The organism is Saccharopolyspora pogona (genome assembly GCF_014697215.1).
Classification (GTDB): domain Bacteria; phylum Actinomycetota; class Actinomycetes; order Mycobacteriales; family Pseudonocardiaceae; genus Saccharopolyspora; species Saccharopolyspora hattusasensis.
Genome location: NZ_CP031142.1, coordinates 2,677,070 through 2,696,917, shown reverse-complemented (window position 1 = coordinate 2,696,917; position 19,848 = coordinate 2,677,070). Strand labels below are relative to the sequence as shown.

General features: G+C 66.1%; 20 protein-coding genes and 1 pseudogene. 14 read left to right on the top strand and 7 right to left on the bottom strand.

The window, feature by feature from the left end; translation table 11 throughout:
* Window positions 1-133 precede the first annotated feature (133 nt).
* From DL519_RS12430 to DL519_RS12410, 5 genes are all read left to right on the top strand, one after another.
* The gene (locus DL519_RS12430) at window positions 134-688 is read left to right on the top strand and encodes a hypothetical protein (protein ID WP_190814850.1); all 555 of its coding nucleotides are present in this window, start codon (window positions 134-136) and stop codon (window positions 686-688) included.
* 131 nt (window positions 689-819) lie between these two features.
* Window positions 820-1,458, top strand: a complete 639-nt coding sequence (locus DL519_RS12425) for a DUF6444 domain-containing protein (RefSeq protein ID WP_190814848.1) — start codon at window positions 820-822, stop codon at window positions 1,456-1,458.
* Window positions 1,434-1,745 (top strand): IS66 family transposase, encoded by a 312-nt coding sequence (locus tag DL519_RS48610; RefSeq protein WP_190814847.1) that lies wholly within the window; start codon window positions 1,434-1,436, stop codon window positions 1,743-1,745. The genes DL519_RS12425 and DL519_RS48610 overlap by 25 nt, the downstream gene beginning before the upstream one ends.
* Window positions 1,742-2,023 (top strand): IS66 family transposase, encoded by a 282-nt coding sequence (locus DL519_RS48605; RefSeq protein WP_190814845.1) that lies wholly within the window; start codon window positions 1,742-1,744, stop codon window positions 2,021-2,023. Before DL519_RS48610 ends, DL519_RS48605 begins: the two co-directional genes overlap by 4 nt.
* On the top strand, window positions 2,020-2,865 hold the full coding sequence (locus tag DL519_RS12410) for a transketolase family protein (RefSeq protein ID WP_190814842.1): 846 nt from the start codon (window positions 2,020-2,022) through the stop codon (window positions 2,863-2,865). The genes DL519_RS48605 and DL519_RS12410 overlap by 4 nt, the downstream gene beginning before the upstream one ends.
* Here DL519_RS12410 and DL519_RS12405 read toward each other — a convergent pair.
* Complete coding sequence (locus DL519_RS12405) at window positions 2,799-3,449, bottom strand: NUDIX hydrolase (RefSeq protein ID WP_190814841.1); 651 nt, start codon at window positions 3,447-3,449, stop codon at window positions 2,799-2,801. The two genes, DL519_RS12410 and DL519_RS12405, sit on opposite strands and share 67 nt — an antisense overlap.
* Before the next feature lie 60 nt (window positions 3,450-3,509).
* Complete coding sequence (locus DL519_RS12400) at window positions 3,510-4,340, bottom strand: NUDIX domain-containing protein (RefSeq protein ID WP_190814839.1); 831 nt, start codon at window positions 4,338-4,340, stop codon at window positions 3,510-3,512.
* A 633-nt stretch (window positions 4,341-4,973) separates the two neighbouring features.
* Between DL519_RS12400 and DL519_RS12395 the strand changes: the two genes are divergently transcribed.
* Both DL519_RS12395 and DL519_RS12390 read left to right on the top strand, forming a co-directional pair.
* Window positions 4,974-5,225, top strand: coding sequence for a hypothetical protein (locus DL519_RS12395; RefSeq protein ID WP_190814837.1), 252 nt, complete (start codon window positions 4,974-4,976; stop codon window positions 5,223-5,225).
* Window positions 5,222-6,262 carry an IS630 family transposase gene (locus DL519_RS12390; RefSeq protein ID WP_190814836.1) on the top strand — a complete coding sequence of 347 codons (1,041 nt, stop codon included), beginning with the start codon at window positions 5,222-5,224 and terminating at the stop codon, window positions 6,260-6,262. Before DL519_RS12395 ends, DL519_RS12390 begins: the two co-directional genes overlap by 4 nt.
* 30 nt (window positions 6,263-6,292) lie before the next feature.
* Here the strand turns inward: DL519_RS12390 and DL519_RS12385 are convergent.
* Window positions 6,293-6,514 (bottom strand): annotated as a pseudogene (locus DL519_RS12385) (NUDIX domain-containing protein); the annotation flags it as partial.
* On the bottom strand, window positions 6,511-7,383 hold the full coding sequence (locus DL519_RS12380) for a DegT/DnrJ/EryC1/StrS family aminotransferase (protein WP_263399632.1): 873 nt from the start codon (window positions 7,381-7,383) through the stop codon (window positions 6,511-6,513). The pseudogene DL519_RS12385 and the gene DL519_RS12380, both read right to left, overlap by 4 nt.
* 27 nt (window positions 7,384-7,410) lie before the next feature.
* Between DL519_RS12380 and DL519_RS12375 the strand changes: the two genes are divergently transcribed.
* A complete protein-coding gene (locus DL519_RS12375) occupies window positions 7,411-8,130 on the top strand; it encodes a peptide deformylase (RefSeq protein ID WP_190814832.1) in 720 nt (239 codons plus the stop codon).
* A 22-nt stretch (window positions 8,131-8,152) separates the two neighbouring features.
* Here the strand turns inward: DL519_RS12375 and DL519_RS12370 are convergent, their stop codons facing one another.
* A complete protein-coding gene (locus DL519_RS12370) occupies window positions 8,153-9,193 on the bottom strand; it encodes an IS630 family transposase (protein ID WP_190814831.1) in 1,041 nt (346 codons plus the stop codon).
* A gap of 52 nt (window positions 9,194-9,245) precedes the next feature.
* On the opposite strand from DL519_RS12370, the gene DL519_RS49890 reads away from it, so the two are divergent.
* The 6 genes from DL519_RS49890 (at window position 9,246) to DL519_RS12340 (ending at window position 16,236) form a co-directional block, all read left to right on the top strand.
* Window positions 9,246-9,443: a PQQ-dependent sugar dehydrogenase gene (locus tag DL519_RS49890; RefSeq protein ID WP_190823936.1), complete on the top strand. Its 198-nt coding sequence runs from the start codon at window positions 9,246-9,248 to the stop codon at window positions 9,441-9,443.
* 236 nt (window positions 9,444-9,679) lie between these two features.
* Complete coding sequence (locus tag DL519_RS12360; RefSeq protein ID WP_223838843.1) at window positions 9,680-10,315, top strand: helix-turn-helix domain-containing protein; 636 nt, start codon at window positions 9,680-9,682, stop codon at window positions 10,313-10,315.
* A 398-nt stretch (window positions 10,316-10,713) separates the two neighbouring features.
* Window positions 10,714-12,153 (top strand): MFS transporter, encoded by a 1,440-nt coding sequence (locus DL519_RS12355; RefSeq protein WP_190814829.1) that lies wholly within the window; start codon window positions 10,714-10,716, stop codon window positions 12,151-12,153.
* Between the two features lie 91 nt (window positions 12,154-12,244).
* The gene (locus DL519_RS12350; RefSeq protein ID WP_190814827.1) at window positions 12,245-13,273 is read left to right on the top strand and encodes a zinc-dependent alcohol dehydrogenase family protein; all 1,029 of its coding nucleotides are present in this window, start codon (window positions 12,245-12,247) and stop codon (window positions 13,271-13,273) included.
* 33 nt (window positions 13,274-13,306) lie between these two features.
* The gene (locus DL519_RS12345) at window positions 13,307-14,806 is read left to right on the top strand and encodes an aldehyde dehydrogenase family protein (protein WP_190814825.1); all 1,500 of its coding nucleotides are present in this window, start codon (window positions 13,307-13,309) and stop codon (window positions 14,804-14,806) included.
* 92 nt (window positions 14,807-14,898) lie between these two features.
* Window positions 14,899-16,236 carry an MFS transporter gene (locus DL519_RS12340; RefSeq protein WP_190814823.1) on the top strand — a complete coding sequence of 446 codons (1,338 nt, stop codon included), beginning with the start codon at window positions 14,899-14,901 and terminating at the stop codon, window positions 16,234-16,236.
* Between the two features lie 339 nt (window positions 16,237-16,575).
* Here DL519_RS12340 and DL519_RS12335 read toward each other — a convergent pair whose 3' ends face one another.
* The gene (locus DL519_RS12335) at window positions 16,576-18,753 is read right to left on the bottom strand and encodes a cytochrome P450 (RefSeq protein WP_190814821.1); all 2,178 of its coding nucleotides are present in this window, start codon (window positions 18,751-18,753) and stop codon (window positions 16,576-16,578) included.
* Window positions 18,754-18,844: 91 nt separating this feature from the next.
* Window positions 18,845-19,831: a ketopantoate reductase family protein gene (locus tag DL519_RS12330; protein WP_190814819.1), complete on the bottom strand. Its 987-nt coding sequence runs from the start codon at window positions 19,829-19,831 to the stop codon at window positions 18,845-18,847.
* Between the last annotated feature and the right edge of the window lie 17 nt (window positions 19,832-19,848).

The following is a 19,848-nucleotide window of genomic DNA, read 5'->3' as shown; positions in this document are numbered from 1 at the left end:
TGATCAAGGTGTGGTAACCCGCATCATCGCAGGCAGAAGGCCACCACCCACATCCAGACACACCACGCGTCACCACGCACTCAGGACTTCACACCAAGATCACAAACTTTGACGTTCCCCTGCGGTGGAGGGTGTGGCCGGGGCTGAGCGATATGTGCGCGGCGGGCCGGTGGGTGTGGCTGTGCCGGTGATTTACCAGCGAGCCGACGGTAGTGCGCATGTGATCAATGCGGTGCATACCGACAGCAAAGACCGTGCTGGGCACGATGTGGTCGTGTTGTGGGATCCGCAGAAGGGCGAGGAAGCCGAGAAAGCCGATGTTTCAGCGGTGACCGGGATGTGGGTGATTCCGGTGCCAGAGGCGGAACCGGACAAGGCGATGGTGGTGTTGCCGCCCAGTGGTTCCGGGTTGCGCAGCCAGGACTGGGGATCCGGGCTGCCCACCGAAGTGGCGGGTCCGAAGCATCAGCCCGCTGCGTCCGGTCCGGAGGCCGGGAAAACCGGCCCGAAGACCACGAAGAGGACACGGGGGAAGACCGATGAGCGGGCGGAGGCCGACCAGAGTTCCGGGGGTGCCAAGCGGCGGAAGGTGGCAGCCGCTTCTGGGATTGATCCCGGGAGTCCGGGCAACGGCGAGAGCGAGGTGCTCATCCCGACCGATCAGGCAGCACAACAGGACGAGCGGTAAACATTCAGCTGGTGCACTGTGTGTAGTGACAGCGGTGCTGGCGTAGCGATCTGTGACTGCTGGGGCTGGTGTGGTTTTTGTGTCGATGTGTCGCTGGTGATTTTCTGGTTCGGAACTGCTGTGATGCTGGGGTGCGTGCGCCCGAGGAGATGACCCGTGACGAGTTGATCGAGCTCGTGGGTGAGCAGGGCGCGCGGATCGCGGTGCTGGGCGAGCAGATTGCGGTGCTGGGCGAGCAGATTGCGGTGCGAGACCGGCAGATCACAGCGATGGCCGAGGTGGCGGAGGTCAACGAGGCACTGGGCGAGAGACTGGCGAAGCTGGAGCATGCGCTGTCTCGTAACAGCAAGAATTCGTCATCTGCTCCGTCCAAAGACGACGGCCCGGGCAGGACACCGCCTCCGGCGAAGGCGAAACGCGGCGGCGCGTTGAAGCGGAAGGGCAAGCAGCCCGGGGCGCCGGGGGCGAACCTGGCCTGGACCGATTCCCCGGGAGATCACAAGGATCGGTTTCCCGGGGGCCTATGCGAGTGCGGCAGTGACCTGGCCGGGGCACGGGATCTGGGGGTGGTGGATCGCTACCAGCAGCACGAGATCCCCCCCGGTGTCGGTGAAAGGTCACCCAGTACGACCAGCACGCGGTGCGCTGCGGCTGCGGCAGGGTGCACACCGCTGCCCGCCCGGAAGGCGTCCGTCCCGGCGCGGTGGGCTACGGCCCCAACCTGCAGGCTTTCGCTGTGTACCTCATGGTCGTGCACTTCATTCCCGTAAACCGCCGCGTCGAGCTGTTGGCATCGCTGACCGGCGCCGTGCCCAGCGTGGGTTTCGTGCCCGGCATGCTTACCCGCGCCGCGGGCGTGTTGACCGAGGTCGACAAGCGGATCCGTACGCTGGTCACCCTGGCCTACGCTGTCTGCTGCGACGAAACCCCGCTGCGAGTGGGGCCGCGCACACCCAAACCGGGCAAGAAGAAAGCCGGGAAGTACCTGCTGGTCGCCTGCACCGAACTGTTCACCCACTCGGTGACCGGGACCTCGCCACGTTCAAGGCGTTCGTGATCCAGGATCTTGCCGGCTCGGTGATCGTGCACGACCGCTACCGAAACTACGACTCCGCCGAACTGGGCGAGCTGACCCACCAACTGTGTTGCGCTCACCTGGGTCGTGATCTCGATGGTGCCGGCGAGGTCTATCCCGATGCGCACTGGCCCACCCAGATCGCCGACGTGTCGATCAAGTGGCACACCGGGGCCTCCGACGACGCACAGCTTGCCCAGGCGCTGGCCGAACTACGGGAGTCCACAATGGCCGATCTAGGCGAAGGGAATCCGGCATGAGCATTGCGATGCGGGAGGCATGGAGCAACACACTGGTCGAGCTCGGCAGAGATGTCCCCGAGCTGGTGGTCCTCGACGGCGACCTCGGTACCAGCACCAAGGCGGATAAATTCGCCGCGGCGCACCCCGATCGGTTCCTGCAGATCGGGATCGCCGAGCAGAACCTGGTGGGGACCGCGGCCGGTCTTGCCCACACGGGCATGACCCCGTGGTTGTCCTCGTTCGGGGTCTTCTTCTCCAACCGAGCTCTTGATCCGATCCGGATGCTCGTCGCGCAGACGAACGCCAACGTGAAGATCGCCGCCGCCTACACCGGGATCTGCTTCGGCGTGGCCGGGAAGTCGCACCACGACCACGCCGATCTCGCGATCATGCGTGCTATGCCGGGAATGACGGTGCTGGCGCCGGGCGACGCCGCCGAATGTGCCGCGATGACCCGCTGGGCCACCGAGTACGAGGGACCGGTCTACCTCCGGGTGGCGCGCGACGCCGCGCCCGACCTCCCGGAGGCCGAGTTCGAACTCGGCGCCATCCGTGAGCTGCGCTCCGGCACCACGGCGGTCCTGATTTCCACTGGCGCGCAGACCGCGCGGACGCTGCGGGCGGCCGAGCTGGCCGCGGCCGACGGCCTGGATCTGCGAGTACTGCACCTGCCCACCATCAAGCCGCTCGACCCGGAGACCCTGATCGAGGAGTTCGGTGACCGGGGCGAGCTTGATGGCTTCGGGGCGGGTGCCCACGACAACACCGATCCGCACAGGCCGGTCCCCGGCGGTCACCAGAACAGGTGCGCGCGTTCGCCAGCGCAGAAACGACGTGCGGCGACGAACAGCCGGAGGTAGAGCTGATCGAGCTTGAGGTAGTTGGGGATCAGGTCGGCGGTGGTCAGGGTGGCCTCGCTGTACTCAAGGCCGGTGTCGGTGCGGGTGGCGTAGCGGGCGGGCACGGTGTCGGTGTCGCCGTCGGCGAGCTTGATGGCGTCGTCCAGGGCGATGTCCACCAGGCCGGACACTTCGGCGTCGGCGAGCGGGATGTCTTCCAACGCCACGTCCAGGGGGATCAGGTGCCAGTGTTGGAACTCGCGTTCGACGTAGTCGGGGGCGAGGGTGACGGCGGTCTGCCGCAGACCGATCGGGTGCAGGTCGCTGTAGGCGACGGGAAGTCCGAGTTCCTCGTGAACCTCGCGCACGCCGTCGGGGATGGTCTCGCCGGCCTGGTAGTGGCCGCCGACGGTGATGTCGGCGTAGTCGGGCCGGTCGAAACTGTACCGGCCAGGGGCTTTCTTCTGGAGGACCACGCGCTGGGTGGTGGGGTTGATCGCGAGCGCGGAGAAGGTGCGGTGCCACAAGCCCTTGGCGTGGGCGGTCTTCTTGTCCTCGGTGCCGACGGGTTCGTAGCGGTCGTTGTAGATGTCGATCAGCTTCACGGTCGTTCTCAGTGGTCAGCGGTAGGTTCGGCCTGGAGGTGCCAGTAGGTCTGTAGGGCATCAAGGTATCGGCGTGGCTCGCCGACCGGATCGGGTCCAGCCGCTGGGCTGGGCGGCGCGCCAGAAGGTGTGCTGGGCCCGCACCTCGGGCATCCACGCGCAGAGGGCGATTTCGGCAGGGCTTTTGACGGTCGTCTGGTCGGGCATGGGCAAACGGAAGACGTGGACGATCTTGTTCTCGTCGGCTTTGCTCTCCTGATACGACCAGGCGACCAATTCCGTGTCGTCGCTGGTGACCCGCACATCCAGTCCCAGCTCTTCCCCGATTTCCCGGGCGCAGGCCTGGGCCGGGTCTTCGTCCGCTCGTCGCTCGCAGCGGCCTCCGGGCAGGACCCAGTCCTCGTCGTCTGGGCCGCGGACGACGAGGATTTCGCCGGCCTCGTTGGTGATGAGCGCCTCGGCGCGCACCGGCAAGGTGGCGCGATCACTTTCACGCCAAACGGCGAGCTGCCCCACCACCTCGGGGAGCCCGCCGACGCGCCGGAATCGCTGCGGCGGCCCGAGGTCCGGATCGTCCTCGCCGAGTAGAACGGCCCGGCCGCCCGCCAGCAGCGCCGCCCGAGCATCAGCCTCAACGCTGTCGCCGATGTGCACGAGACGGTCGAGACCGCATCCCTGTTCAGCTGCTACCCGGCTGAACAAACGCCAGTCAGGTTTCGCCAGCTTCTCCCTGTAGCTGAAATAGCTGGCGTCGAGCAGATCGCCGAGTTCGGCGCGGACAGTCTCGGCGTGCGCTGCATCGCACGCCGAGAGGTTCGACAGCACCACGACCGCTGCATCCGGAAGGGTCGCGCGGACGGCGGTGAGGACCTTCCTGGCCTGCAGCAGCACACGAAGTTTTGACGTCGCGCCGGAGTTCGTCGGTCAACTCCGGCACAGGATGTACGCGAGCGGCGACGACCCTAGCTACCGCGTGCGACGGCAGAGGCGACACCGCCGACAAGAACGACCTCAGCCCCACATCGGCACGGGCCAACGTGTGGCCTACGCCGAACGACACACACCAATCCATTCGATCCCTCGCAAACCTCGGAAAAGTGCGCAGCGGCTTGCCCTCTCTGCCTGCGACCCGGCGCTGGACGCCAACGTCTTCGCCGCACAAGCTCACCTCGCAATCCAGACCAGCAAGTCCTCCGACGCGGTCTCGCTCGCCGAAGCGGGCCTGGCCCAGCTTCGCGGACGACGTCGAGCTCATCCAGACCTGGGACCGGTGCTACCGCTATTAGCAAGCCCGCATCGACGTGTACCCAGCCACCGCAGGGCCCCCGCAGCCACCCACCAGCCGTGTCATCAACAAACAGCACACCCGCATCGTGCTGCACTGGCCTGAAGACCTAGGCGCATGCTCTGAACAGTCCCCCCGAGAAGGGTCTGTCCAAACGAAGGGCTCTCATCTCGCTGTCTGGTGGACTCGAACCGGAGGTGATCCGAGCCGACTAGAAGCATTTGTCAGGTGTTCGTCCGGTGGGTGTGCTGGGTGATCACGGTGGCGACTTCGTCGCTGACCGGAAGAGGATCGGTCGGGATGGCCCAGGTGTGGGCGTCGTGTTCGCTCAGCCGCACCTCGTTGTCACGGGTGACGGTGACGGACCAGGTGTGCTGACGGGTTCGTTTGCCGCTGCCGGAGGTGTAGTCGAAGGCACCGAGGTAGCCGGTGATGCTCTTGATGGTATTGATCGGGAACTTATAGGTGTGATCTTCGTTGTTCTGGCATGATCGCTGGTGTGCGGGACGCGCGGAGGTTGTCGCCTGAGGCGCAGGAGGATTTGCGGCGCAGGGTGGTCGCTGCTGTTCATGGTGGGATGAGTCAGGTCGAGGCGGCCCGGGTGTTCGCGGTGGCCCCGCAGTCGGTGTCCAGATGGGTGCAGGCGTGGCGGAAACGTGGCTCGAAGGGTCTCACCGGGCGTCGCCGGGGTCGCAAGCCCGGCGAGCAGAAAGCGTTGAGTGCCCGCCGGCAGCGCAAGCTGCGGTATGCGGTGGCCGAGCACACCCCGGCCACGTTCGGGCTGACCGGCCTGGTGTGGACCCGCAAGACAGTGGCCGAGCTGATCCGGGTGCGCCACGGCATCGTGTTGAACCTGCGCACCGTCGGCAACTACCTGCGTTCCTGGGGATTGTCGCCGCAGAAACCGATCCGCAAGGCCTACGAACAGGACCCCGAGTCCGTACGCCGATGGCTGGAGGAGGACTACCTGGCCATCGCCGCCCGCGCCCGCCGCGAGGGCGCACTGATCCTGTGGCTGGACCAGACCGGGATCCGCTCCGACGCCACCGTAGCCCGCACCTGGGCACCGGCGGGCCAGACACCGGTGGTGGGCAAAACGGGCAAACGATTCAGCGTGAAAGCGATGTGCGCGATCGGGAACAAAGGCGAGCTGTACTTCACCGTCTACACCGGCTCGTTCAACGGCAAGGTGTTCCTGTCGTTCCTGGACCGGCTGACCCGCCATCTGGACCGCAAGGTCCACCTGATCGTTGACGGACACCCCGTCCACCGCCGCAAGACTATCCAGCAATGGATCACCAAGCACGCTGAGGCGATCGCGATGCACTTCCTGCCGGGATACAGCCCCGAACTCAACCCCGACGAGCTACTCAATGCCGACCTCAAACGCACCGTTTCCACCAGCACAGCCCCCAAAACCCGCGCCGAGTTGAAACAAGCGGTCCGCTCCTTCCTCCACCGGCTCCAGAAGCTGCCCGACCGAGTTCGCTCCTACTTCGGCAAACCCGAAGTTCGCTACGCCGCCTAACATCACACATTTGCCACCCGGATCAATAAGTCCGGTTTCCTCGAGAACTTCGCGGTGCAGGGCGGTGGTGAGGTCTTCGCCAGGTTCGGTTTTGCCGGAGGGCAGTTCCCAGGTGCCGCCGCGGAAGTCGTTGAGCGGTCGCTGTAGGAGGAGGATCTGTCCGTTGTGGATGATGGCGGCGCCGACGACTTGCTGCTGGATGCCGTCAGCGGTGTCTTGGCGGGTGAGGTCATTGACGTCGGGCAGGCTCATGCCGGGTGGGCCTCCTTGAGGTCGCGGTAGTTGCTGATCACTTTCGCGAACGCCTGAAGGTAGGCGTCTGCGAGGTCGTCATTGTCGTGGGGGACGGGGAGTTTGAGCGTGTGGCGGTGGAGGTGTTCGGCGTGGGGGAACTGACCGGGGCGGTAACTCGGCCATCCTTCCGGGAGGAGCGGGAACAGTTCGTTGGGGGCGTCGAACAGGGGGTGTTCGTTGAGCGGTCGGGTGGAGCCGGGGAGGTCGACGTCGAGGCAGCCTTCGGCGTGGAGTGCTTTCAGCAGGGTGGTGAGGGGGATGCCGTCGAGTTGGTCGGGTTGGTAGACGAGCGCGAGCGCGTACCACGTGGGTTCGCAGCTGGGTGGGATGTCGGGCACGGAGATGCCGGGCAACTCGCGTAGTGCGTCGATCATACGGGCGGCGATCCGGCGTCGGCCGGTGAGCCGAACGTCGAGGTGGTCGAGCTGATTGAGTGCGAGGGCGGCGGCCAGGGGATGGATGCGCAGCTTGAGGCCCATTCCGGTGACGGAGAATCGCGCCAGCGGGTGATCGAAAGGGATCTCGTTGCGGCAGCGTTTGTTGTACTGGCCAAGCACGCGGTAATAGATCTCGTCGTCATCGGTGAGTACGAAGCCTCCCTCTCCGGCGGAGAGGGGTTTGGGGCCGTTCATGCTGAACGCCGCCGCGGTGCCGAAGGACCCGATGTGGCGGTGGCCGGCGGTGGCGCCGTGGGCGTGGGAGCCGTCTTCGACCAAGGTGATCCCGTGCCGGTCGGCGATGCCGGCCAGGGCCTCGGTCTGGGCGGGCACGCGCCACAGGTGTGTGACGACGATGGCCTTGGTGCGCGGTGTGATGGCCGCTTCCACTTCTTGGTCTGGGGCCTGCACACCTCGATGACTGCCGAATCCATGCCCTTCCAGGCCGCCATCCATACACAGCAACAGGCGGACCGGACCCTCTTCTCCTGGTCCACAGAGGACCCACTGATGCACGCCCGATACGGTCTGGAATGGCACTTCCGCAACAACACGCCGACTGCAGCCGCAACCCCGCCTAAACCCAGCGAGACCATGACCGCACTGGGGATCCTGCAATACGGCGACCCCGTACTCCGCCGTGTCGCGCGACCATTCGCCCTGCCTGACGAGGCCGAGGACGCCCGCCGCGTGATCTCCGAACTCCACTCGGCAACCCAACGCGTCGCCCAGGCCCACACCTTCGGCAAAGGCATGGGCATCGCCGCACCCCAAATCGGCATCGAACGCGCAGCCGCCCTCGTGTGCCCATCCGGCAGCGACGATGCAATCACTCTGATCAACCCGCGCATCATCGAAATCAGCGATGACCACGACCACCAATACGAAGGCTGTCTGAGCTTCTTCGACGTCCGCTGCCGCATCCCCAGACCACTGATGATTCACGTCGAACACCAAGACATCACCGGCGAACGACGCATTACCATCTTCGAACGCGGCATCGCCCGCCTGGTAGCGCACGAAATCGACCACATCAACGGGATAGTCTGCCGAGACTACCTCGAACCCGGAACCCACCCCATCCCTGTCGAACAGTACCGAGGCACCGGCACAAACTGGCACTACACCACATATTGAAGCGCAGGGCAAATATGTGATGTCAGGCGGCGTAGCGGACTTCGGGTTTGCCGAAGTAGGAGCGAACTCGGTCGGGCAGCTTCTGGAGTCGGTGGAGGAAGGAGCGGACCCCTGTTTCCAGCTCGTCGCGGGTTTTCGGTGCTGTGCCGGTGGACACGGCGCGTTTGAGGTCGGCACCCCGGATCTCGTCGGGGTTGAGCTCGGGGTTGTAGCCGGGAAGGAAGTGCATCTCGATGTCCGAGCGGTGTTCGGTGAGCCATTTCTGGACGGTCTTGCGGCGGTGGACGGGGTGTCCGTCGACGATCAGGTGGACCTTACGGCCGTGATGGCCGGCCAGGCGTTTGAGGAAGGGGAGGAAGACCCCGGCGTTGAACGACCCGATGTAGACGGTGAAGTACAGCTCGCCTTTGTTGCCGATCGCGCACATGGCGTTCACGCTGAACCGCTTGCCTGTCTTGCCCACCACCGGCGTCGTGCCCCTCGGGGCCCAGGTGCGGCCCACAGCGGCGTCCGAGCGGATCCCGGTCTGGTCCAGCCACAGCACCGTCGCGCCTTCGCGGCGGGCGCGGGCGGCGATAGCCGGATAGTGCTCTTCCAGCCACACCCGCACCGCTTCGGGATTCTGCTCGTAGGCTTTGCGGATCGGTTTCTGCGGTGACAGCCCCCAGGAACGCAGGTATTTGCCGACCGTGGTCAGGCTCAACACGATGCCGTGCCGCACCCGGATCAGCTCGGCCACGACCTTGCGGGTCCACACCAGGCCGGTCAGCCCGAACGTGGCCGGGGTGTGCTCGGCCACCGCATACCGCAGCCTGCGCTGCCGGCGGGCACTCAACGCTTTCTGCTCCCCGGCCTTGCGACCCCGGCGACGCGCGGCAAGACCCTTCGAACCGCGTTTTCGCCACGCCTGCACCCATCTGGACACCGACTGCGCCGACACCGCGAACACCTGCGCCGCCTCGGCCTGGGTCATCCCACCATGGACCGCCGCGACCACCCTGCGCCGCAGATCCTCCTGCGTCTCAGGCGATAACCTCCGCGCATCCCGCACACCAGCGATCATGCCAGATCAACGAAGATCAGACCTTTGAGTTCCCGATCAATATGTCGCGAACCTGCGCGGCCAGCGGATCCGGGAGATCCCGCTGGCCGACCCGAGGACCTCGGTTGAGCACTTCGTCGGCGAGTTCGGCCGTCTTCGGGATGTCGCCCTCGCGCCGGACGGCTCGCTGTGGATGCTCACGAACAACACCGACGGTCGCGGAGAACCGGGCCCGGACGACGACCGCGTGCTGAGCATCAGCCTCGACTGACAGTGATGATGTTCGTGGTGACGCTGCTGGTGGATCTGACCCATCGACCGACTGACGTTTCGGCTGTCCTGTTTGGGATTTGTCGGTCCGCTGGGGGCGTCACCACGAACGCGGCCGGACGGTGCCGTTGCCGATAACCTCATCCGCCCTGGTGAGAGTTGGTTTGCGGGGGTGTCGACGACGGTCGATAGAGTCGGCGCTCTCGCGCAGCTGGCGATCACGCGGCATGATCTTCCGTGCTGCTGCGACTGGTCTATCTGAGCGTGACGAACGCGTTCGCCGTGCTGCGCCTGCTGCCGATGACCGGCAGGGACAAGGACGTGGAGATCCTGGCCCTGCGCCATCAGATTGCGGTGCCGGAGCGCCAACTCGGTAAGTACAAGGTGCGGTTCACTCCGAGCGATCGCGCATTCCTGGCGGCGCTGCTGCACCGGCTGCCGCTGGAGGTGCTGCGTCGGCTGCGGCTGCTGGTACGTCCGGACACGGTGCTGCGCTGGCACCGCGACCTGGTCGCACGCCACCACGCAGCCGCCTGCCCGCCGAAGCGCCCAGGACGACCTCGAATCGTGCGCTCCGCCCGGACCTTGGTACTGCGCCAGGCCAAGGAGAACCCCTGCTGGGGATATCGCCGACTCCACGGCGGCACCTGCTCCATGCCTTACGCGAGTTCGAACAGTTCTACAACTCCCACCGGCCGCACCAGTGCATCGCGAACGCCCGCCCGCTACGTCCCTTGCCCGTGCCGGTCGCCGATCCAGAACAGCTCGATCCCTTCAACATACGTCGACGCGATCGGCTGGGTGGCATCCTCCACGAGTACCAGCACGTGGCATGACCTGCGTGGATGCGGTTTTCGGCAAGGGTATGGGTAGCAGATTCCAACTGTTGACGAAGTCTCATAATGCAGGATAATGTCAAGCATCGCTGCGAGGAGCTGTGGCCCGTCGCTGCTAACCGCCTGCACATCGCGAACGTGTCAAGGCGGAGCCGGCAGTTCATCTTGATCGAGACGATCCACCCGCGAGAAGGAGCGGTTCACCAACACGCCGTCGTGTTCGCGCTGTTGCGCACCGAACACCAAGCCAAAGGTAGTAAGACGCATGACCGAACAATGGCGATCGAACCCATGCGAAACTCGTACTCCTAGCCTGGCCGACCGCACTCGCGTCACGAGAGCCATCCCGGAACGGGCCGTGCTCTCCGCCAGACCCCCGGACTCCACAAGTTCCTGCCACGCCTCGGGCCCGGCACGACCGGGAGGCGTCGGCTGATGAATACGCACATCAGTGCGGGCCAGCGGCTCGACAATATCCCGATCGGCAAGTTCCACCGGCGCTTGATGCTGCTGGTCGGCCTCGGCATGTTCTTCGACTCGTTCGACAACACGCTCTCAGCCTCGGTGCTGGCATCAATGCTGCCCACCGGCTTCTCGACGCTCGAGCTGAACTCGCTCTTCCTGTCGGTCACGTTCGCCGGCCTCGCGATCGGAGCGGCCTTCGCCGGCTGGCTCAGCGATCGGTTCGGACGCGGCTTCGCCTTCCAATTCAGCCTGGCGCTCTTCGGGATCCTCGCTCTGTGCGCGGCGATGGCACCGTCGATGCCGGTTCTCATCGCCCTGCGAGGCCTGATGAGCATCGGGCTGGGCGCCGAGTACGTCATCTGCTACGGCATGATCACCGAATTCATCCCGCGTTACCGCCGCGGCCGGTACCTGGGCATGCTCGGAATCTGCGGTGGGCTCGGCGTCTCGCTGTCCTCGCTGCTCGGCTGGGTGGTCATTCCCGCGGTGTCCTGGCGCGGGATGTTCGTCATCGGAGGCGTGGGCGCCCTGATCGCCTGGTGGATGCGCCGGGGTATGCCCGAGTCGCCGCGTTGGCTGGAATCGCGCGGGCGGCACGAGGACGCCGAGGCCATCATCCAGAAGATCGAGCGCGAGTCCGGAGTCGCGAACCCGGAGGCCGGCTCGACTCCGGTCGGGCACCAGGCGGGCGGCGCGGTGGACGAAAAGGCCGAGTGGGTGCCGATCACGGTGCTGTTCTCGCGTCCCGTCATCCGGCGGACGTTTATGGCCCTGATCTTGACCGTCACCTGCCTGTTCGGTTCCTACGTCGTCACCGGGTGGATCCCCACGTTCTTCGTGAAGCAGGGGATGACCGTGTCGACGTCCCTGGGTTTCAACGCGGCGATCATGTCCGGCTACGTCGCGGGACCGCTGCTGTGCGTGTTCATCGCCGACCGCCTTGGACGGCGCCGCAGCATCGTGACGTTCGGGACGCTATCGGCGATCTTCGCCGGCATCTACCCGTTCATGACGGAGCCTGTGCTGATCATCGCCATCGGCTTCATCCTGGTCGCCACGGTTGCGGCGTTCCTGACCCTGGGCCTGGGAACGACACCGGAGTTCTTCCCGACCGCCTTCCGCTTCCGCGGCGGCGGTGTCTCCCAGACCGTAGGTCGCATCGGCTTGATCTTCTCGCCCTTCATCGTCCTGTGGCTGTTCAACAGCTACGGCGTGATCGGGGTGATCGGGGCCGTGTCGGGGATGTACGTCCTCGTGACCCTGCTCAACGCCTTCGCCGGTGTGGACACCTCTCGGGAGGCGTTGGCGCAGATCGCCGCGGACGACCCGCAGCCGGAGTCGGATTCGGTTTCCGATCTGTCGTCCTCGGGCTCAACTCACGCGGCTCGGCGGCCGGACTCGCGCGACTGAAGCTCTCCCGCGACCACGTCCACGGCCGACCGGCCCGGTCGGCGGTGCCGGGAGCTGCCGGAACACCTGCTGTCCATTGAGGAGCGTTGACATGAAAGCTGTTTTCTTCCTGGGCGAAGGCAAGCTCGAACTCCGCGAGCTTCCCGACCCGGCTCCCGGGCCCGACGAAGTGGTCATCCGCATGAAGGCCTCCGGCATGTGCGGGAGCGACCTCAACCACCTCCACGGCCCGCTGCGCAGCGGATCCGAGCTGGTGATCGAGGGGCATGAGCCGTGTGGAGTCGTCGAGCTCGTCGGTGAGGCCGTGCGACCCAGCGAGGCCAAGGTCGGAGACCGGGTCATGGTCCACCACTACGACGGCTGTCGCACCTGCCAGTACTGCCGTTCGGGCTGGACGCAGTACTGCCCGAACGCGCGCACCGTGTACGGCGGGCTGGACGGCGACGGCGGGCACGCGGACTTCATGAAAGTTCCCGCGCACACGCTCATCCGCTTGCCCGACTCGCTGTCGTTCAAGACCGGTGCGGCCATCTCGTGCGGCACCGGGACCGCCTTCGGGGCGATCAAGCGGGTCGGTCTGTCCGCCGACGAGACCGTGGCCGTCTTCGGGCAGGGGCCCGTGGGCCTGAGCTGCACGATGCTGGCCAAGGCATTCGGCGCCCGGGTCATCGCCATCGACGTGGAGCCCTCGCGGCTGGAGATGGCCGCGAAGTTCGGCGCCGACCACGTCGTCGACGCACGAGAGCAGGACCCCGTGGCCGCCGTTCGGGAACTGACCCGCAACGGCGAAGGCGCGGACAAGTCCATCGAGTGCAGCGCCAACACCACCGTGCGCACGCAAGCGGTCCAGGCGCTCCGGCGCTGGGGAACCGCATGCATGGTCGGGGTTTTCGGCAAGGTCGAGCTGGACAGCGAGGAACTCATCCAGTTGCAGAAGACCGTCGTCGGCTCGCTGACCTTCAGCAAGAACCTGCAGGAGGAGTGCGCCCTGTTCGTGGCCGAGCGCAGCCTGGACGTGGAGTCGCTGTTCACCGACGAGTTCCGGCTGGACGAGGCCGAGCGGGCCTACGAGCTGTTCGACCGGCGCGAGATCGGCAAGGGCGTCTTCATCTTCGACTGACACCGGTGTCGAAGGTCAGGTGAGAGGGAACCAGTGACCACAACCCAGCAGAACTTCGCTCTGTTCGAGCAGGCCCAGGGCTTCTTGTCCCGCGACGCGCACCAGCTCCTCATCGACGGCGAGCGGGTCCCTGCCGTGTCCGGGAAGACGCTGACCACCGCCAACCCGTCGACCGGTGAGGTCCTGGCGCGGCTCGCCGCGGGCGATCAGGCCGACGTCGATCGCGCGGTCTTCGCCGCGCGCAAGGCGTTCAACGGTCAGTGGAGCAGCTGGACCCCGTACGAGCGCCAGGCGTTGCTCACGCGCATCGGACAGGTCCTCGACGAACGGTTCGAGGAACTGATCCAGATCGAGGCCCTGGACATGGGCGCCCCGGTGTCGAGGTTGCGCAACACCAAGCCCGCGTTGCTGAAGATGGTGTCGTTCTTCGCCTCCCAGGCGGCCGGCATCTCCGGTGAGACGCTGATGAACGGCATCCCCGGCAACGTCACCACGATGACGTTGAAAGCCCCGGTCGGGGTCATCGGCGGGATCATTCCCTGGAACGGTCCGCTCAACGGCCAGTTCTGGATCATCGGCGCTGTTCTGGCCAGTGGGTGCACCGCCGTGCTGAAGCCGTCCGAGGACGCCTCCCTGTCGGTGCTGCGGGTGGCGGAGATCCTGCACGAAGCCGGAGTGCCGGCCGGGGTCATCAACGTCGTGACCGGCCTGGGCAAGGAGGCCGGTCACGCGCTGGCTGCCCATCCCGACGTCGACCGCATCGCGTTCACCGGATCGACGCAGACCGGACGCAGCATCATCGAAGCGTCCACTGCGAACATCAAGAAGCTGCAGCTGGAACTGGGCGGCAAGTCGGCGGACATCGTGTGCGCGGACGCGGACCTGGACAAGGCCGTGCCGGGAGCCGCGATGGGAGTTTTCGCCAACTCCGGTCAGATCTGCTTCGCCGGCACTCGGGTGTTGGTGCAGCGGCCCATCGTCGACGAGTTCACCGAGCGGCTGCTGGCGTTCATCGACACCCTGCGGGTCGGACACAGCCTGGACGACGCCGCCACGCTCGGCCCGGTCATCTCCCAGCCGCAGCTGGACAAGGTGCTGTCCTACATCGATGTCGGGCGCAACGATGGGGCCGAACTGCTCTGCGGGGGACGGCGTCTCGACGGCGAACTCGGCAACGGGTACTTCGTGCAGCCCAGCGTCTTCGCCGGCGTGACCAACGAGATGCGCATCGCTCGCGAGGAGATCTTCGGCCCGGTCCTGTCGATCCTGCCGTTCGACGACGTCGACGAGGCCATCGCCATCGCCAACGACAGCGAATACGGGCTCGGGGGAGCGGTGTGGTCGCAAAACCTGTCCACCGCACTGCGAGTCGTTCACGGCGTCCACACAGGAACGATGTGGGTGAACTGCTACGGCCACATCGATCCGCTGGTCGGCTTCGGTGGAACGAAGATGAGCGGCTATGGCTCCAAGGGAAGTGCCGCGCAAATGGACACCTACCTCTACACCAAGAGTGTCTACATAGAACTGTGACCACGTGGCTCGGAGTGACGTGTCTGCGAGAAGAAATCAACGGCGGCCAGTAGACACCGGCGCCGGATCAATGCTCAGACGAAAGGGCTGTCATGACCGCGAACGAGACTGGTGACAAGGTCGCTTCTCGTCCACCGGGCGAGATGGAGGGCCTGCAAAGAGAACCCCTGCGCCGGATCACGCTGGCTGCGTCCATCGGCTCGGGAATCGAGTACTTCGACCTGGTCATCTACGGAGCGCTGGCCACGACGATCGCCACGGTGTTCTTCCCGAACAGTGACTCGACGGCGAGCATGCTCAACACCTTCGCTGTCTTCGCGGTGGCCTTCGTCGCGCGACCGCTCGGTGGGCTGTTCTGGGGTCCGCTAGGTGATCGCATTGGCCGGAAGAGGACCTTGTCGGCCGTCATCCTTGTCATGGCGACGGCAACGGCCGCGATCGGCTTGATTCCGGGCTACGGATCCATCGGTACCGCCGGCCCGGTTCTCCTGGTCGTGCTGCGGTTCATCCAGGGCATTTCGGTCGGCGGGGAAATGCCAGGTGCGGCGACCATGGTCGCCGAGTTCTCCCCGAATAACCGGCGGGCCCTGCAGACCAGCTTCTTGCAGTGGGGCGTGATCATCGGACAGGTCGGCGCACTGCTGTCCGTCGCGGCTCTCAGCGTTGCGTTGACGCCCGGCCAGATCGAGGAATGGGGTTGGCGCATCCCATTCCTGATCGCGTTTCCCGTGGGCCTCATCGGGCTGTACATCCGCACGCGGATCGGCGAGACCCCTGAGTTCGACGAGGTCGCACGTTCAGGGGTGAAGGTGCAACACCCCCTTCGAGCGCTCCTCGGCTCCGCCGCGGGGTGGAAAGGGATCGGGCGCACCGCCATGTTCAACCTGCCGGCCAGCGTCCCCGCATACCTGTTGCTCACGTTCCTGCCGACCTTCCTCAAGAGCGAGGCAGGGCTTTCCAGCGGTGAGGCGCTGATGTGTGTGACGGTGGCCGTGCTCGTCGCGATGCTGGCGCAGCCGCTGGCCGGCTACTGGTCGGACCGTCTAGGACGGCGACCGCTCCTCCTGGCGCTGTGCGCTCTGGAACTGGCTCTGGCATACCCGGCCTTCTCCTTGCTGCTGCACGGAGACGTGGGGCTGGCCGTGCTGGGCCTGGTGGTGATCGGCTTCCTGCACGGGGTGGCCACCGGCTGCCAGGCAGCTCCTAATCTGGAGTCCTTTCCCACCCGGATTCGGTTCACGGGCTACGCCGTGGCGTACGGGCTCTCCACCGCCATTCTGGCCGGGCCCACGCCGTACGTGGCGACCTGGCTGATCGATGTCACGGGGAACCTGATGGCTCCGGCCTGGATGATCATGGCTTGCGCGGTGATCCCGCTCGTCGGCGCGTACTTCGTCCGCGAGACCGCCAACCGTCCTCTTCCCATGTGATCGAGATTTCCGGTGCGAGACGTCGTTGGACGGTTGGCCCTCCCGAGGATCTGTTCGGGAGGGCCAACCGTCCAACGTCCTACGTGGTGCGCGAGTCCGGGTCCAGCGGCCGAGACACGGCCGCAGCTCGCGCAACCTCCGGATCGAAGACTTCCAACCGATGTGCTCCGCGACCACTGTGGCCGGCACCGTCGGCGTGACCCGCAACAACTCCGGGGTCTCACCAGCCGCGTCGTTGCAGGGTGGTCCAGTGTAGGCGGACAAACGCAACCTGCACGAAGCGATCATGTCGATCGCTTCGTGCAGGCGTCGGTACGCGGTTGCCGAGCGGGGGCGGAGCTACCAGTCGAGCACCAGGCGCTCGGTCATCGACTTCGAGACGCACGGCGCCATCAACGTGTTGGACTCCCGCTCCTTGGGTGAGAGGAAGGAGTCCCGGTGATCGGGCACGCCCTCCAGCACGGTCGACAGGCAGGAGCTGCAGGTGCCCTCGAAGCAGGCAGCGGGGATCGTCACGCCCGCTTCAGCGCAGGCGTCGATGATGGACTGGCCGGGCTGCACGGACACGTCGATGTTGGATCGCTCGAGGTGCACGGTGAACGCTTCGTGCGACCCCGCTGCTCCCTGTCGAGCGCCGGGCTTCGGCGCGAACCACTCGGCGTGCAGGTCCCGCCCGGCCCGTTCGGCGGCCTCCTCGATGCCGATGAGGAAACTCTGCGAGCCGCAGGCGTAGATCGCCGCTCGCTCGTCCGTCGCTGAGACGAGGGAATCGAGGTCGGGGCGGCCTTGCTCGGAGGTGAGATGCGTCTGCGTCTGCTCGTAGCGCTCGAGCCGGTCGAGGTAGGCCAGCCGGGACCTGGTCCGGCCCACGTAGTCCAGACGCCATGGCACGCCGCGCTCCTGAGCCGCTTCGATCATCGGCAGGATCGGTGTGATGCCGATGCCGCTCGCGAAGAAGTGGTAGCGGTCGGCGGTTTCCAGCGCGAAGGTGTTGCGCGGCCAGCGGACCCGGATCTGGTCGCCGACCTTCAGCGTGTGGAGCATCGCGGAGCCACCGCGGCCGTTCTCCTCGCGCAGGACCGCGATGCGCCAGCGTGTCCGGTCCGACGGTTCGTTGACCAGTGAGTACGACCGGATGACGTCACCGGGCAGCACCACGTCGATGTGCGCGCCCGCCGTCCATTCGGGAAGCTCTGCGTCCTCGTTGGCGCGCAGCTCGATCTCAAGGGTGCGGTCGGCCACGGGGTGGACCGCGGCAACGTTCATGACCAGCTCTTTGTAACCGGCCCGGATGACGCTGCCGGTCAGGTCGACGGAGCGCGGAAGCAAACGTACGGGGAGCTTGGACGGGCCGAGGTGGGTCCAGGTGCTCGCCTCGGGTTCACCCGTCAGCTCGAAGTCGTCGGTTATCGAGAGTAGCTCTTCCACCGCGATGCGCAGTTGCTCACGTGCGAGAGAGGCACCGACGCATCGGTGCGGGCCGAAACCGAACGCGATGTGCGGATTGGGCTTTCGGTCGAAATCGACCTTGCCCGCGTTCTCGAACTTGCGGTCGTCCAGGTTCGCTGCCGACACCATCAGGCCGACCCGCGATCCCTTGGGGACCGTTCGGCCCTCGATCTCGACATCACGTGTCGTCTTGCGGCCGACGAGGCGGACGGGCGTCCACACCCGGAGTAGTTCCTCGATCGCCTGGGGGATCAGCTTCGGCTCGTCCCTGAGCCGATTCTGATCGTTCGGAGTCTCGGCGAGGTGTCGGATGATGCTGCCGAGCATGTTGGTGGTCGTGCCGTGGCCGGCTTGGAGGAACAACCGGATCGTGCCCGCAATGTCGTCGTCGGTGAGCCGCCTTCCGTCGACCTCCTCGTGGATCATCGCGCTGATGACGTCGTTCGGGTCGTACGGCGCCTTCTTGCGCGTCTCGAGGACCCGGTAGATGTACTCGTAGATCTCATCGTTCGCGGCCTTGTGCGTTGCGGTGTCGCCGGCCGCTCCGGCGCCGATGATCCGGTTGATCGTCGTCTTGATGCGCTCGGCGTCCTCGACCGAGATGCCGAGGAAGATGCACTGGACCTGGATCGGCATGTAGAAGGTGAAGGACGCGACGGCGTCGACCTCGCCCTGAGAAACGCACCGTCCGATCAGGTCCCGTGCGGTCCGGCGGATCACCGGTTCGATGCGGCGGATGTACTCCGGCGTGAAGAACCGGTTCAGCAGGTCGCGGTAGGCCGTGTGAAACGGCGGGTCCACCTCAGCGGGTGCTCGAGGGGGGCGATCCGGGCTGGTGGCATCGGGGATCGGGGTCTTCTGCGCGCTGGTGAAGGTGTGCCAGTCGAGAGCCGACTCGGTCACGTCCCTGAAGCGCGTCAGGGCGTAGAAGCCGCCGAACCGGTCGCTCCACGCTACGGGACATTCGTCGCGCAGGCGGGTGTAGACGTCTGTCGGGTCTGCATGATTCTCCTTGGCGAGTGGATCCCAGTCCTCAGATGGATGGGAGATCGGGCAGCCAGAGGGCATGAAACTCACCTTTTCCGTGCTCTGGACGTTGTCGCTCAGTTGGCTCCCCGGGCGCAGTCTCAGGCGCTCGGGGAGCCGGGCGCGTGCGACGTCATCTACTGGTGTCGTGGTACTGACCCGTGGCACGGGCCCGCTGGGTGGCCAGTTCGATCACCAGGTCCAGGTTGGGGGTCGGGACCTGCACCAGTTCGGCCAGGTTGAGGGGTACGCGGAACATGGCGTCGATCTCCATGGGCCGGCCGGCCTGCAGGTCCTGCGCGATGCTCTGGAGATGGCCGGACTTCGACAGCTTGCCCAGGCCCTCATAGGGATCGCCAGGATCGCAGCCCAGGGCACGAGCGATGGCGGCGCCCTCGGCTGCCATCGCCTTGGCGGTGCCGGCTACGGCGGGTTTGTCGAGGACGTCCTTCATGGCCGAGGCGCTGAGGACGGCCAGCGATCCCCCGATCAGGTTCATCAGCAGTTTGGCCCAGATCGCGTCGCGGATCTTCGGCGTGACGGTGGTCTCCAGGCCGCTCGGGTTCAGCAGCGACGGCAGTGCGTCGAGTCTTTCGTCCGACTGGCCGTCAGGGCGTCCGATGATCAGGCGGTTGCGCGGATTCTCGGCACGAACCACCCCTGGTGCGACCACGCTGCAGGCGGTGTAGGCCACGGCGCCCACGGCGCGCTCCGGACCGACGTGGTCCCACAGCGCGCGCCCCGGATCCAGCCGTGCGAGGTGGGTGCCGTCCAAGGTTCCGCCGTGAGAGTGGAAGTACCACCAGGGAATGCCGTTCATGACGAACAGCGCCAGGCCGTCCTGGCGGAGCAGGGAACCGATGTGTTCGGCGATGGTCGGCAGGGCAGGGGCCTTGACCGCGACGATCACGATGTCCTGCGGCTCCAGATCGCCGGGTCGGTCGGTGGCGACCGGGTGCGAGACCAGCTCTCCGTCACGGGTTTCCACCCGCAGTCCGTGCCGTTGGATCGCGGCAAGCTGCTCACCGCGAGCGATCAGCGAGACCTCGGCCTGACTCGCAGCGAGGCGCCCGGCGAGGTGCCCGCCCACCGCCCCCGCACCGTACACGCAGATTTTCACGTGTGCTCCTTGTTTCG

Coding starts and splice junctions, on each gene's coding strand:
- DL519_RS48610 (WP_190814847.1), top strand. CDS start 1,434: ATGGTCGTGCACTTCATTCCCGTAAACCGCCGCGTCGAGCTGTTGGCA.
- DL519_RS12410 (WP_190814842.1), top strand. CDS start 2,020: ATGAGCATTGCGATGCGGGAGGCATGGAGCAACACACTGGTCGAGCTC.
- DL519_RS12390 (WP_190814836.1), top strand. CDS start 5,222: ATGATCGCTGGTGTGCGGGACGCGCGGAGGTTGTCGCCTGAGGCGCAG.
- DL519_RS12375 (WP_190814832.1), top strand. CDS start 7,411: ATGACTGCCGAATCCATGCCCTTCCAGGCCGCCATCCATACACAGCAA.
- DL519_RS12370 (WP_190814831.1), bottom strand. CDS start 9,193: ATGATCGCTGGTGTGCGGGATGCGCGGAGGTTATCGCCTGAGACGCAG.
- DL519_RS12355 (WP_190814829.1), top strand. CDS start 10,714: ATGAATACGCACATCAGTGCGGGCCAGCGGCTCGACAATATCCCGATC.
- DL519_RS12350 (WP_190814827.1), top strand. CDS start 12,245: ATGAAAGCTGTTTTCTTCCTGGGCGAAGGCAAGCTCGAACTCCGCGAG.
- DL519_RS12340 (WP_190814823.1), top strand. CDS start 14,899: ATGACCGCGAACGAGACTGGTGACAAGGTCGCTTCTCGTCCACCGGGC.
- DL519_RS12335 (WP_190814821.1), bottom strand. CDS start 18,753: ATGCCCTCTGGCTGCCCGATCTCCCATCCATCTGAGGACTGGGATCCA.